Raw genomic sequence first — 14,981 nt, forward strand, 5'->3', positions numbered from 1 at the left:
ACCAGAATAAAATTCAATTATAGAGAATTTAGAAGCAGCACAAACTGATTTTGAAAACACACTTAGAAACATTTCAAAAGAAAAAGAGAACTTTGCTTATGCTGAGGGAAAATGGACTATAAAAGAACTTATTCAGCATATTATTGATACTGAACGTGTTTTTTGTTATCGTGCACTGAGTTTTGCAAGAAATGATCAACAAGATTTACCGGGTTTTGACCAGGACTTATTTGTTGTTAATTCTGTTGCACAGCAAAGAGATTATAACGAATTGTTAGATGAAATGGATGTTTTAAGAAAAGGAACTATTCAATTATTTAAAAGTTTTACTCACGATGATTTACTAAAAACAGGAACAGGTTCAGGAAATAAGATTTCTGTGAGAGCCTTAGGAATGGTTCTGGCTGGTCATCAACAACACCATTTAAATGTTGTAAAAGAGCGTTATTTATAAAGTTGTCATATTTTGAGATTTAAATACTTACTCTTTTTGATTCTAATTTTTCCTATGTCAGGTTGTCTTGACTTAAGGGATTGTACTAATGAAGTATATGGGATATATAAATGTGAAAACAATCTAGATGCTGAGAATTTTTTGTTATTGAACAAGGATGGAACATTTGAACATATTTATAGGGAGAAAGACATTGAATTGAAACATATAGGCAATTGGAAACGAATTGAGAATAGTTGTATTTTAGAATTTAGTGAATGGTATAATTATAACGAGTTAGGAAATAATTTTGAAAAACAAGGTAATGGTGTTCTTTGGATAAATCGTAATTTTCTTGATATATCACCAGATGGAGAAACCGAAACAAGTTTCATTAAAGATTAATTTCAAATATCATAAAATATTAAAATAACTCAATAGCATAATGCTGCTTAAATTCTTTATTTACAGGTAATTCAATAATTCCGTCTTTATTGGTAAAGTCTTGATTCGTATTTTCTAAATCAGCTGCTCCCATCCATGGCTCAAAACAAATAAACGGCGCATCTTTTTTTGTCCAAAAGGCAAAGTATTCCCAGTTTGAGCAATGAAAGTTAATTCCATGCTTATGTCTCGAAGATTGTAATGAAATGATATTCGATTTAATATTCTTATAGATTAAAGCATCATCTTCAAATAAAGTATAATCAAGAGAAAGTTGAGTAGGTAATTCTATAGATGCGGGCTTTTCTATTCGTAATCCATTTTCTTTATTTAATGAATATTGAAGAGGTTTCTCTTGATATTGAAATTCTATATAATAATCAGCAAATGAAGTATCATTTACTATTGGACATTTAAAAGCTGGATGTGCTCCGATTGAAAAGAATATAGACTGTTTATCAATATTTATAACTTGATAGGTTATTTCCAAAATATTTGCCTTCAATTCATAGGTAATTTGTAGCTTAAATTTATAAGGATATATTTCTAAGGTTTTTTCAGAAAAAGCTAATTCAAACAGTGCTTTATTCTCAGACTGAGAAATAATTACAAATTTGTTATCGCGAGCAAATCCATGTTGTGGTAAATGATATTCTTTATTTGCAACATAATAGGTATGATCTTTTAATTTTCCAACAATAGGAAATAGAATAGGAGCGTGGCGTTTCCAGAACTTAGGATCCCCGAGCCATAGATAATCTAATTGAGTTTCTTTTGAATAAAGTTTAGTTAATTCTGCTCCAAATAATGCGATATTTGCTTTAATTTTATCGTTTTCTAATACAATCATTTCTTTTTCTTTGAAATAAAAAATCCTTACCAATAAGGTAAGGATTATAAATTTTAATATTCGATTTTATCGTCTTTTTCTGACCACTTTTGAAATGGCTCTAATGCGATATCTCTTCCTATTTGTTCAAAAGGAATACTTCTTTTCTCGTATGGTAAAGGAATTTCTTTATAAATGAATTCATCATCAAATCCAATATTGGCAGCATCCACTTGATTACTTCCATAATAAACCTTATCTGGTCTTGCCCAGTAAATTGCTCCTAAACACATCGGACAAGGTTCACAAGAGGTATATACAATACAACCGTCTAATTGAAAAGTTCCTAAGTTTTTACAAGCATCTCTAATGGCAGTAACTTCTGCATGTGCTGTAGGATCATTTGTTGATGTAACTTTATTATTTCCGCGACCAACAATTTCTCCGTCTTTAACAATAATACATCCAAACGGACCACCTTCATTGTTTTGCATTCCTCTTAAAGCAGCTTTTACTGCTTCGCTCATATATTCTTCGTGTGTATTCATGTTTTTATTTTAAAGAAAAAAGGGCAACAAAAATAGCAGATTTTATAATACGAAATCATTTTCGAGCCTTCTTTTCCAAAAAATCGAATTTATCCAACGTGTTTCTGCTCCATAAAAAATATTCTTATGTTTTAAATAGTGCGCCCAAACGGATTCTATTTGTGAATTATATTGTTTTGAAAATTGATCCATTTTTTCAGAGTCGGATAAATCGGAAAGTTGATATGTTTTCAATAATTCAGAAACTTGCATGGCATTAGCCATGGCATTAAACATTCCTTGAGAAGACAAAGGATCAAAACTTATAGCAGCATCACCTAATGCCAACCATTTTTGACCAACTACCGTATTTAGTTTTGTAGAATTAGCACTTACCACACCATGAAATTCAACTTCGTCAGTATCATGCTCTACTAGTTTATTAATAGTATTGTTCTTTCGTAAAAGCTGCGAAAATGAGTTAAAGTTTTTGAATACTTTTTTATCAAATATATCTGAATCTGTTTGATAAGAAATTACCCGTTTGTTTTCCGGTAAAACCGCAGAATACCACCAGCCAAATTCATCACTTATAATAGAACTCATAGTGTTTTTAGAAGTATTTGGTACTGTTAACCAACAAGATATTAAAGAATCAAAATGTGTTCTTTTTATACTTAAACTTCTAGCAAAATGAGAATTTCTGCCTGTAGCATCTAATACAAAATTAGCATCAATAGTAATTGATGTTCTGTTTTTAGGATTATCCTTTTTACAAATAATCTTCCATTTTTGGTTAGAATACTCACTGCTGAATAATCGATATCCCCAAAATCCATTTACACCTTTTTCCAAGACTTTTTCTCTTAGAAATTTGCCTAATTTTTTGCGGTCAACACTTTTAGATAATCCATCTGGGTTTCTCAAATGATCAAGTATTTGTAATTGATCACTTCCCCAGTAGGATTGCATTCCTAAATTATTTAGAAATAAGTTTTTATATTGATTATCATTTAAAGAAAATCCAAGAGCATTAAAAATACGGTGTGTAGCTGGAGCCAAAGATTCTCCAACTTTATTTACTGGTTCTTTTAGTTTATCTATTAATGTTACATTATAGGTTTCAGATAAAGAAATGGCAGCAATGCAACCCGCAATGCCGCCACCTATAATTAAGAATTCTGTATTATGATTTATGTTCATAGTACAATTGTTCATTATTTTGGAATAAACCTCGAGAAACGAGTCATTTTTTCAGGAATACCAACTGTTGTTTTCTTAGGAATTATACCTTGATGAGAATTACTCTTGACTCTATTGATAGTATGCAACTTTGAAGCTAGTAAGCTTATCATTTGAATAATATTTGGTGTCTGAGTATAGTCTTTAGTTAACTCATTTTTCACTAGAGTAATTAAATCATTTTGAGTTCGTTTTAATAGCAATTCTTCATTCAGTAAATTTTTGTGAGACAAATTATCCATTGCAGATAATAGTAAATCTTTAGAGTCATTATTTAATGTTTCAATTCCTGATGTAATCATTAAATCATCTAAAGTAGCTCTAAGTAAAGCTTGTTCTTGTTCTGGAGTAGGCGTAATTCCAACTTGCATTTCTTCTGGGAAATTTGGATCATTTAAAACTCCAGGTCGTTTTTGAACAACAGCAAGTTTATCAAAATACTTAACCATGCTGTTAATTTGATTCGTGTAGTTTGGAGCAGCGCCATCCAACGGAAGATCACTCAGCCAATCGGCTCTATCCGCAAAAGCTTCCATACGAGTTTCTTCAGCTAAGCTTTTATCTATTGTTTGATCGTATCGTTTTTCATCTAAAATATTATTAGGAACTCTTGCAGGCCAAAACGTAGGTAAATACGGATCATAAGTTGTAGTATATCCATCTCTACAACTTGCAGTATCCGTTTGCCAAGGAATTGCCATCCAACGTGTGATTCCACCAGCAACTTGTCCTCCTAATATTGGACCTTTTGCCAAGGTTAATGTATCACTATTCATTGTTGGTCCGTAATAAACATTATTTACAGGGGGAGTAGCTTTTGCATGTTTCACTCTAAACGGAGCCATATACATTCCAGAGGAACGCATAGGCCAAGTCATTTCACAACCAGGATGGAATGCATCTGCTAAACAAAAATCCATTGCAGCTTTAGTTAACATATCAGGCTGTTCATGAACAGGTAAATCATCTATGGTTTTTTGTTGTTCATGAAACGGACAACCTTCTGTATCCATATAATCAGCATCAAAATCTCCAGTTACCCATTGATCTAGAAACTCTAATTGTAATTCTGATAAAGTAGCATGTTGACGCACAGATCCTGTTGAAGGAATACTAATCGCATCTCCATATAACCAAGGCCATAATTGAGGAGCTTCAGCACCAGTAACATCAATTCTTCTAAAATTATTAGAAATAGTTCTTCTCATTTCTAAAAAGGCTGGAGATGGATTCCCAAGCTTCTTAACCCATTCTTTCGAAGTGTAATTGAATTGTCCTCCCCATCCAAAAGCTCCAGCAAATCCAGCATTTACCCATTGTAAATCTGTCATACGTTGAAATATTGGTAATATATCTTTTGTAAAAGAAGGACGTTGTGGTCTTGTTAACATTCCAGATTTTACAGCAACACTTCTCATTAAATCCCACATTGTTCTTACCGATTTTTGCATTGGAGCATAATCTGGTGGAGCACAAACAACCCAGGCAGGATCAACCTTTAATTTTGTTCCATTATATTCAACTTCGGCAGTAATTGGTCCGTCAGAAGTATCATCATACCATCCTTCATTATTGGCAAAAGTAATTGCGATATCACCGTCTATGTTTTCAGATTTTCCATGACCTCCCAACATGATTAGTCTTCCTTTTTCGTCAGTTCTCATTTCACCTAAATACACTTTTTTAGATAAAAACTCACCTTCGAAAATTGGTCCATCTTGAATATTTGTACCAGAAATAGATTGTGCACCACCATCAATTAATAAGGTTTCACGATTTGGAACATTTATATTTCTTAAAAATGAAGGTGGAGCATCGGCAGCTTCAGGTATATCTAATGCCAATTGGAATTGATACCAAGATGCTTTTTGATTCGCTAAATGTGAATGCCATGTGATATTTGCATTTTCAGCGGTTAGTTCTTTTATAGCTTTTCCAGCAGCGTTAAAACCATAGATTCTAAATTGTGCAGCTTGTCTTTTTAAAGCTCCTAATTCATCTCTATAAGCGTAAGGGTCTTCTTGTGCGATAGGTTCATCTGTTAATGGTCCTAGGAAATATTCGTTTTGACTATTTCCAACCCTCATTATTCCTATTGGTGGATAAATACCAGCAGTTATAATGCAATCATCATTCTCATCAGTATTTCCTTGAAACTCCGGATTTCGCTCTTTTGGCTCTTCTAAAAGTTCTCCATTCGCTTGATGACGAGCTTCTGCGCTTGCAGCATAAACAACTTTTCTAACTTCTGCGATTGATCCTAATGGCTCATGTTGAGATAATGTTCTCCAAATATTAAAAGCTAAATTACTATCGAATTCTGCCTGACCGATAGCAGCAACGTTTTGTTGAGGTAAATGAAGTTTTGCTATACAGATGTATGGACTTTCTTCAGTACTCCAAACTACTTGAGCATCATCAATAGGCATTGTTTCAGGATTTGTTCTTAATTGAATTTCAAATCTGAACGTAGCATCACCTTGTAGTAAACGTTTTTCAAGATCGATTTTTAAGTAATCATTTTCATTAAACGGAGTTCCTTTATATGTATTTTCTGGAACCAAACGATATTTTACAATTTGGTTATCTCCTAATTTAAAAGGAAGTATCGCCCAGTAACTTGCACTTAAAACACTCGCTTCTTCTTTAGTCATTGCTTGAAGAATTGCAGCAAGCTCTGGATGTTTTTCGATATAAGAATCATAATCTCTATCAATTACACCAGCCGTTGTGAAACTACACATTTGTTGCGCGTCTCTTGCAAAAAATCGATCAATATTTTGCATAATGAAATCCGCATTTGTTCCACCATCTAAAATATTTTCACCATCCACTCCAAAAAGTTTAAGTCCAACACCCAAAGTAGAATGTAAATCCGGTGAAGTAGGAGTAGTGTCACTAGAAAATCGAACAGCACATTCGTAAGAATTTCCAGCAAATATTCCTAGTTTGAAGCGTTCTTCAATATCTTTATTAACAACAAAATTACCATAAGCAATTCCATGTTGTTTTCTAAAAACAGCTCTTTCTGCAGGTTTTTGCCCTCTTTCAATTCGTGTTTTTTGTCCCATTTCAACAAACATCTCTTTTAGACGTTGTGTTACAATTTCAATATCACCATCACAGTTCCAACATTTTGATGATTTATCATTTATAGAATTTTCCATTGATTTTGCAGTTTAAAGTTTTGAGAATAATTAGTTTTAAAATTAAATTTTAAAACGTGAATGTTATAAGGGATTATCCCCGAACGTGTCCATTTTAGTAATGGGTGTCTCCTTTTTAGGATTTAATGTAAATAGTAATTAGTAAAGCTTATATTATTTAACATTTAGGTGCCTTTTTAATATTTTTTTTAACAGTTTTATGAGACTTTGATTTGGGTTGTTTTGTAGATTCGCCAGTTAACTACAAAGAGTTAATTGTCTACAAGATTATGATAAAATAGTAAGTGAGTATCCTATAGTAATCATAATTTTTAAGGGATGGTTTCTTTAGTTCTATTAATCAAATATTACCTGAAAATGAAAACAATAGTATACACGATTGTATCGTGTTTTTTCTCTATTACACTCATAGCTCAAACGATCAAAGGAAAGGTTGTAAATGATAAAAACCAACCACTTCAAGAGGTTAACATCTTAAATAAAAAAGCAGATAAGCATTCCCATTCTGATGAGTTTGGGAGTTTTATACTTGAAAACGTTTCCATAGGAGACACGCTGTATTTTTCTCACATAGGATTTGAGAGCAAATCATATGTAGTTAAAAGCTTAACTAAAGAACTAGTGATTAAGTTAAAGTTGAAATCAATAGCTCTTGAAGAAGTAGTATTAGCACCAAGAGTAGATATTTTAAATTTAATAATAGATATAGATATTCAAACAAATCCTGTTAATTCCTCTCAGGAAATTTTAAACAAAGTTCCAGGTTTATTTATCGGTCAACATGCTGGTGGAGGTAAAGCTGAACAGATTTTTTTACGCGGTTTTGATATAGACCATGGAACTGATATTAATCTTTCTGTAGATGGTTTACCTGTGAATATGGTTTCTCATGCGCATGGACAAGGGTATTCTGATTTACATTTTGTAATTCCGGAAACTGTAGATAAAATTGATTTTGGAAAAGGAGCATATTATGAAGACAAAGGAAATTTTACAACAGCAGGTTATGTACAATTTCAAACCAAAGAAAGATTAGATAAAAGTTCTATAAAACTAGAAGGAGGGCAATTTGATACGTTTCGTTTGTTAGGAATGTTTAATGTTTTGAATGGGGCCAAGCATAATGCATATATTTCTACAGAATATTTAGCAACAGATGGAGCTTTTGAAAGTCCTCAGAATTTTAGTAGAATAAACGTTTTTGGAAAGTATTCAGGATATTTAAACCCAACGGATAAATTAGGAGTTACTCTATCTCACTTTATTAGTAAATGGGATGCTTCTGGACAGATTCCGCAAAGAGCAGTTGATGGAGGGTTAATTACCCGCTTTGGAGCAATTGATGATACTGAAGGAGGTAATACGTCTAGAAGTAATATCTTAATTAATTATGATAAAATGATAAGCGATTCTGAAACGTTGAAAAGTTTTGGATACATCAGTAAATATGATTTCCAGTTATTCTCTAATTTCACTTTTTTCCTTGAAGATCCTGTAAATGGAGATCAAATAAAACAAAAGGAGGATCGAACAATTTTTGGAGTTTCGAGTGAATATAAAAAGGTATTTTCAGGAGATAAATTTAATGGACATTGGAATGCGGGCATCAGTTTAAGAAATGACAGAAGCTTTGGTAACGAGTTATCTAGAACATTGAATCGTCGTCAAACACTTCAGAGAATACAATTTGGAGATATTAACGAGACTAACTTAGGTGGTTTCATTGGTACAACTATAGAATTTGGTAAATGGACATTTAATCCATCTGCTCGATTAGACTATTTTAATTTCCAATATAACGATGCCTTGCAAACTCAATATGAAACTCAGAAAGAATCAAAAGCAATAATTAGTCCTAAGTTTAATGTTATTTATGATTATTTAGATAATTTACAATTTTATGTAAAAACGGGTAAAGGATTTCATTCAAATGATACTAGGGTAGTAGTAGCTGAAGAAGGTAGAGAGATTTTACCGGCAACTTATGGTTTTGATACTGGCTTAGTGTGGAAGCCAACATCGAAAATGTTTTTCAATTTAGCTTACTGGTATTTATATGTAGAACAAGAATTTGTTTACGTTGGGGATGCTGGAATTGTAGAACCGAGTGGAGAAACAAGACGTCAAGGAATTGATGTAAGTTATCGTTACCAGCCATTATCTTGGCTATACTGGAGCGTTGATGCAAATTATACTCATGCAAGATCAATTAATGATCCTGACGGACAAAATTTTATTCCATTAGCTCCAGATTTTACTTTAGTTAGTGGAATAAATGTAAACTTTAAAGATGGATTTTATGGAGGAATAAATATTCGTCATATCGATGATCGTCCAGCGAATAAGGATAATTCTATTGTTGCAGAAGGTTATACTGTTGCAGATTTAAATATGGGTTACCGTTGGAAAGATGTAAGTTTGGGAGTTCAAGTTCAGAATCTATTTGATGTAGATTGGAATGAAACTCAATTCGCAACAGAATCGAGATTACAGAATGAAGTTAATCCAGTAGAAGAGATTCACTTTACACCAGGAACACCGTTTTTCTTAAAGGCTTCAATTCAATATAAATTTTAAAAATTAAGATTATATGATTTGATATCCTAATTGCAACCCTTCAATTGTATCTTCTTAAATATTAATTATCAATTAGTATTTAAAATTTTATTGGCGTCAGATCGATTTTAGCTAGAGTTTTCAAGTTATAGCTAATTCATCAAACCTAGGTCTAAACCAAAAGTAATATTTTATGCATTAGTTTATTGTACATTTGAAATGGTTTTATCCAACCTATGTTTTAAAAACTTTTTTGTGTTATCATCATGATTTAGTTTTAAGTGAAGGTTTGCTATTATTAAAGTTCTTATTTTTTTAAAAGTAATCAGTTTTTAAATTATTCCATGTAGTATGAAATACCTACTTCGTTAAAATGAAAAATTAACTTGAAGATTAGGAGCAAAGCCACTTGTTTTTCGAAATGTATTAGGAGTCGGGTTTTGAAAAATATTCACCGTATTATCTTGGTCATAAACGTTTAAGATGGATAAACCTATTACTGTTTTAAAACTTTTAGAAGTATTGTAGAAGGTATAAGAAGAAGAAAAATCTAGTTGATGAGACCCGTCAAAACGATTTGAAAGTGATAAGTTAGAAGTATCAATATTAGGATCATCAGGATAAATCACGGGCATTCCTGAGAAATAACGCCAAGAAACTGCAAATTTCCATCGGTCAACATTTATCAAGTTTGTTAAGTTTAAAATATGTCGCTGGTCGAAAAAGGCATCCGAAGTAGTGCGTCGAAAGGTTGTTTCTGTTTTACTTAAAGAATAACTAGCCCATGCTTCTATATTATTCCATTTCTTTTTTACAAATATATCGGCACCTATACTTGAAATACTTCCGCGAATATCTTCTATTTTTAATGTTATATTATTCGATCTTTTTGTGAAAAATTCTAAATCAATTAACCATTTTTTTTTATTCAATACAACTCCAACCATAAACTGTGTTCCTTTTAAAGGAGCAATTTCTCTATTTGGTAAAAACCAAAATTGATTGGTAATATTAAAATCATCAAAATCATTTACGAATTTCTTTTGTATAAACTGATTTGAAGTTCCAAAAGAAGATTTTAGATATAATTTATTGTTTATGGCATAACTAGCTGTAAGCCTAGGGTTCATGAAGAACTCACCAGATGGAACATAGTAATTATTGTGAATTCCCAAATTGACATCTAATTTATCTTTCCAGTTTTTGTGTAATGAAAGGTAAGTTGAATGAATGATTGCTTTTTGATCTCTTCTTACATCCAGATTATTTTCTTGCTCCATTTCATTTCTAGTCAATTCATGGTTAATCACATTATAACCAGCATCTAGTTTTGTGTTTTGATTAAAATTATAACTGGCTTCTGCGATAAAACGGGTATCAGTAATTGTATTTTCATATTTAAGTAAACTGTTACGTTGATCTCGGTTAAATCCTTCACTAATGTTATTAATACGCATATTCGATTTACTAAATCTTAATTCAGTATTAAATTTATCAGAGTGTTGTGCTTTCCATTTACCTGTTATTCCCCAGTTATCTAAGTCTAAATCTATAAAATCAGTTTGATTTGGATTTTGCACTTCTCTTACTTCAGCAAATAAATCATTTTCAATATTTATAAAACTTACTGATGCAGAATGTCGCTCATTGATTTTATAATTCAGAGCTATATTCATATCCGAAAAACCAATATCAAGATTTGTAGAGCCTACAACATTTTCAATTCGACTACCTTGAAATATTAATGTTGAAATGGTTTCTAACTTAGGAGAATTAAATCCTGGGTAACTCCTTCTGTATGCAGCTAAAAGTGAAAGTTTATCTTTTATTAGTTTTGTGTTCACCGCAATACCTGTAAATAAAGTATTCCCTATAATTTCATAACTATTTTTATTAGGAATTTTATTTTTAGTTTTCATATTAATTAAACCTCCAACGCGACCATCAAATTTCACAGGTAGCATATTTCTCTGGATTTCGATATTATCTATTACAGCCGCATTATAAGGTGAGATTGCGCCTAAAAAATGACCTGAATGGTAAATAGGAATGTCATCTATTTGAACTAAATTTTGATCATAAGTATTACCTCTAAAATTCAAATTTCCCGATTTTCCACTTGGTGAATGTATGCCAGGAATATTACTGATAACATTAAATATATCACCGTCTGTTTCTCCCGCCAATAAACCTAATCTTTTAGTTTGAATTTGTATACTATGATCACCAATTTTTGAGTCTATACCTTTAGTTAAATAATTCGTTAAAACAATTTCATCTAAACGAAATCGTTTAGTGTAGAACTTCAAAGGAGTATTTCTTTCTAAATCTCTTGCTTGTATATGAATAGTTTCATGAAAGTAGGATTCTAAATGTATTGAATCTAAAGGAAATATATTTTTAAGTGTAAAAACTTCATTGGAAAGTTCTAAATTTTGTTTCGGCTTGTTCTGAATTTGATATACTAAAGAAGTAATAGATTCATTCGTTTCATCTTCAATGATTGAAAAACTGAAATCTTTTCGAAGAGGAATAACTAGGTAATTCGTGTCTTTTTTCTCAAATTTAACCGGAATCTTCCCCTCAATTATGGTAATACATTCTGAAATACTTGCACAGTTAAAATCATCCTCTAAAAGAATAGTATTAAAGAAGGTATGATTATAAGAAAGGTTTATATTGAATTTTTTTTCAATTTGATACAGTTTATTTGAAAGTGTAATACGATTACTATTCTGTGCTAAAAGAGCGTTAGATATGGCTAAACAACAAATAAAAAAAAGTAATTGATAAGAGAAAAATCTCAAATTCATTTATTCAAATATTACGGTATTATCATTACCAATTTCATACTTTATTTCCATAGTAACAAATAAAGTTTCTAATGCCGTATCTAAGTTTTTATGAGTTAAAGTTCCTGAGAATTCTAAATGTTCGTACTTTTTAGGTAATTGGATATTTATGTTATAGTATTTTTTCAAATTTTTAATGACATCAGGTAAGCTAGTCTTATTGTATTTACTATAACCATTCGTCCAGTTTGGAGCTGTATTTACATGAGTTGTTTCTTTTAGTTGATTTTTCTGAACGAGTGCAGATTTACCTTTGGTTAAAATTAACTCGTCACTTTCATAAGTTACTTTTACTTTACCCTCATAACAGATTACTTCAAAAGCAGTATCAGAAGTATTTACATTGAATTGTGTACCTAAAACATTAATATTTCCTCTATCTGTAATTACCTTGAACAAAGATCCTTTAGAAACATCAAAAAATGCTTGTCCATCTAAATGTACAGTTCGATTATCATTCCAGTTTTTTTCCTTGTAAGATATTTCAGATAGTGCGTCCAGTTTTATTTTAGAACCACTAGGTAACTCAACAGTTTTGTTTTCTGCAATTTGTGTCTTTATTGTAATGGTTTGAATAAAAAAGAGATCCCATGAAAAATACCCAGCGCTTAATAAAATTAGCAGGCTTGCAGCGATTTGTAACCAACGATTAGTAATGTTAGCTTTCTTTGGAGGAGTAGGAGCAATGACGAGTTTTTTTCGTTCCTTAAGTTTGGCTAAACCGTTTTCAGTATCAAATTTTTTAACTTTCCAATTATCAATTTCATCCAAAACAATCTTAAGCTCATCTAGTTCTCTAGAGCTTTCCAGTTCCTTTCTTTGCTCTTCACTTAAACTATTATCTAGCCATTTAGCAATTAAATTATCTTTAAGTAATTTTTTATTCACGCTTAAACATTTTGCTATTCAATTTTAGAACGTTTTATAAGTTCAATTACCCAACTTTATATCGAACGTTTTTGTAATTCAGTTATTTCTTTAAGTTTTATTAATGCTTTGGAAATACGCTTTTCAACAGCGGTTTGACTAATTTCAAGTCGTTCAGCTATTTCTTTATAAGTTAGTTTTTCAATTCTATTTAATAAAAAAGCTTCTCTTTGTTTTTCTGGTAACTCAGAAATTGCAGTTTCTAATTTTTGTTGAAATTCCTTTGTCCTCAAATGAAAATAAGGATCCTCAAGATCATGTGTAGTAATACTGTTTTTTTCGAATTTCAATGCTACTTTTTTAGATCGAATCACATCAATAAACAAGTTTTTAGAAACAGTATATAAAAAAGCTGCTGCTTTTTCATAAATAACACTGCTACATTTTTGCCAAAGTTTAATAAAAGCTTCTTGAACAATGTCTTCAGCCTGATTTAAATCTCCAAACTTAAAATATAGATGGTTTCTCAAACTTTCAGCATGAGTATTATATAAGTTATCATAAACATGTTCCTCGCAAACAGAGAAATTGCTCTTCATTGTGTCCAAATTGATGCAAGTAAATATAGAATAATTTTTGAGGATTGCTGTTTTTGTAATCAGAGAATTCAAAAAAGTAATTTTTATGTTTATGAACTTGTGTTCTGACTAAAAATAAGATTACTTCACGTTTTTCTTTAATTTAAAGGAAGAGTGAAATAATCATTGGATTTAAAATAAAGGACACTTAATTTTTAGAGTTTTTTAATTTTACTGAGTTTTAAATTGATTTTTAATAGAAGACAGATTATTTTATTCAATAAAAGGATTGCCATATTTCTCGTCAGTAATAAAATTATTGTCTGTAAGTGTTAATAGGAAATCAACTAAAGATTGTTTTTCGGCATCGGATAAGTTTAAGCGACGTACACCATTTCCTTGTCTTAATCTGTTATCTAAGTTAGGACTGTTTTGTACACCACTATTGTAGTGCTCAATTACTTGTTCTAGATTAGAAAAACGACCGTCATGCATATATGGAGCTGTTAATTCAATATTTCTTAATGAAGGAACTTTAAATCTTCCTCCACCAGCACCTCCATCTGTAATAATTGAATCTAAGCCAATGTTTCTTGGAGCGTCTCCAACAAAAACTGTAGTATTATGGCAATCAAAACAACGTGAACGGTTACTAATAAAAAGCGCTTTTCCTCTGTTTTCTGAAGCTGTAAAATTTGGAAAGTCATTTATAATATTATTAACCTGTGCTAACCCTTCATCAAATTTAGATTCAAAAGAAACCATGGAACGAATAAATTGTGATAATGCTAAGGCAACTCTTTCGCTAGTAATGGTTGCGTCACCAAACGCGTTTGTGAATAATGAAGTATAATATTCTTCCTGTGAAAGTTTATCTTCAAGTTCTGTAAGTGTTAATCCCATTTCTACTAAATCTTGGACAGGCATTAAGGTTTGTTCTTCTAAAGTTTCGGCTCTTTCATCCCAGAAAAAGCGTCCATTTTGATAAAATCTAGCATTGGCTAATCCCATTGAATTTCTACCAGTTAAACCACCTTCAAATCCAGTACTGAATTTGTTAGGGTCAGAGAATCCATTCGCTTGTACGTGACAAGAAGCACAAGAAATAGTGCTATTTTTCGAAAGATTCTTATCATAAAATAAAACTCTACCTAAAGTAGCACCGTGATCTGTTATAGGATTATTAATTGGTGTGTTATCCTCATTTCGTACAGCGTTATTTTGAAATGAATTCGGTAAGACAATATTGGCGTAATTAAAAGGTGTTGCTGGAAGACTTAAAATATTGATATCATCTGTTGGATTATCAGCTATGATATCTACATATTCATCTTCTTCATTATTTGAACAAGAAATAAAAATAACTGAAAATAGTAGAAATAGAACAAGATATTTTTTCATGTGTTTCGGTGGAATTAATTTGTTTATTATATAAAGTGATTTATTGTAGTACGTTGGAACCATAGTTTTACCCAACCTTAACGAG

At 31.3% G+C, this 14,981-nt stretch carries 11 protein-coding genes; 3 read left to right on the forward strand and 8 right to left on the reverse strand.

Translation table 11 applies throughout. The features are described 5' to 3' along the window. Positions 1-70: 70 nt before the first annotated feature. Positions 71-454, forward strand: a complete 384-nt coding sequence (locus BTO06_RS06295; RefSeq protein ID WP_232731543.1) for a DinB family protein — start codon at positions 71-73, stop codon at positions 452-454. A gap of 54 nt (positions 455-508) precedes the next feature. Continuing rightward, positions 509-838, forward strand: coding sequence for a hypothetical protein (locus tag BTO06_RS06300; RefSeq protein WP_100924489.1), 330 nt, complete (start codon positions 509-511; stop codon positions 836-838). A gap of 19 nt (positions 839-857) precedes the next feature. Here BTO06_RS06300 and BTO06_RS06305 read toward each other — a convergent pair whose 3' ends face one another. Genes BTO06_RS06305 through BTO06_RS06320 form a run of 4 tightly spaced genes read right to left on the reverse strand, consistent with a single transcriptional unit; the run spans position 858 to position 6,642 of the window. Continuing rightward, positions 858-1,727, reverse strand: a complete 870-nt coding sequence (locus tag BTO06_RS06305; protein WP_100924490.1) for an aldose 1-epimerase family protein — start codon at positions 1,725-1,727, stop codon at positions 858-860. A 53-nt stretch (positions 1,728-1,780) separates the two neighbouring features. Further along, positions 1,781-2,254: a nucleoside deaminase gene (locus BTO06_RS06310; RefSeq protein WP_100924491.1), complete on the reverse strand. Its 474-nt coding sequence runs from the start codon at positions 2,252-2,254 to the stop codon at positions 1,781-1,783. A 42-nt stretch (positions 2,255-2,296) separates the two neighbouring features. Continuing rightward, complete coding sequence (locus tag BTO06_RS06315) at positions 2,297-3,436, reverse strand: tryptophan 7-halogenase (protein ID WP_157811760.1); 1,140 nt, start codon at positions 3,434-3,436, stop codon at positions 2,297-2,299. 14 nt (positions 3,437-3,450) lie between these two features. Beyond that, a complete protein-coding gene (locus BTO06_RS06320) occupies positions 3,451-6,642 on the reverse strand; it encodes a LodA/GoxA family CTQ-dependent oxidase (protein WP_100924493.1) in 3,192 nt (1,063 codons plus the stop codon). Positions 6,643-6,999: 357 nt separating this feature from the next. On the opposite strand from BTO06_RS06320, the gene BTO06_RS06325 reads away from it, so the two are divergent. Next, positions 7,000-9,219 (forward strand): TonB-dependent receptor, encoded by a 2,220-nt coding sequence (locus tag BTO06_RS06325; RefSeq protein ID WP_100924494.1) that lies wholly within the window; start codon positions 7,000-7,002, stop codon positions 9,217-9,219. 347 nt (positions 9,220-9,566) lie between these two features. On the opposite strand, the gene BTO06_RS06330 is transcribed toward BTO06_RS06325, so the two are convergent. The 4 genes from BTO06_RS06330 to BTO06_RS06345 all read right to left on the reverse strand — a co-directional run bounded on the left by BTO06_RS06330 (position 9,567) and on the right by BTO06_RS06345 (position 14,896). Further along, positions 9,567-12,011: a TonB-dependent receptor plug domain-containing protein gene (locus BTO06_RS06330; protein WP_100924495.1), complete on the reverse strand. Its 2,445-nt coding sequence runs from the start codon at positions 12,009-12,011 to the stop codon at positions 9,567-9,569. After that, positions 12,012-12,938 carry a FecR family protein gene (locus tag BTO06_RS06335; RefSeq protein WP_100924496.1) on the reverse strand — a complete coding sequence of 309 codons (927 nt, stop codon included), beginning with the start codon at positions 12,936-12,938 and terminating at the stop codon, positions 12,012-12,014. A gap of 56 nt (positions 12,939-12,994) precedes the next feature. Further along, the gene (locus BTO06_RS06340; protein ID WP_100924497.1) at positions 12,995-13,516 is read right to left on the reverse strand and encodes an RNA polymerase sigma factor; all 522 of its coding nucleotides are present in this window, start codon (positions 13,514-13,516) and stop codon (positions 12,995-12,997) included. A 252-nt stretch (positions 13,517-13,768) separates the two neighbouring features. Further along, positions 13,769-14,896: a cytochrome-c peroxidase gene (locus BTO06_RS06345; protein ID WP_100924498.1), complete on the reverse strand. Its 1,128-nt coding sequence runs from the start codon at positions 14,894-14,896 to the stop codon at positions 13,769-13,771. Positions 14,897-14,981: the final 85 nt, after the last annotated feature.

The organism is Tenacibaculum sp. SZ-18, assembly GCF_002813915.1.
GTDB lineage: Bacteria > Bacteroidota > Bacteroidia > Flavobacteriales > Flavobacteriaceae > Polaribacter.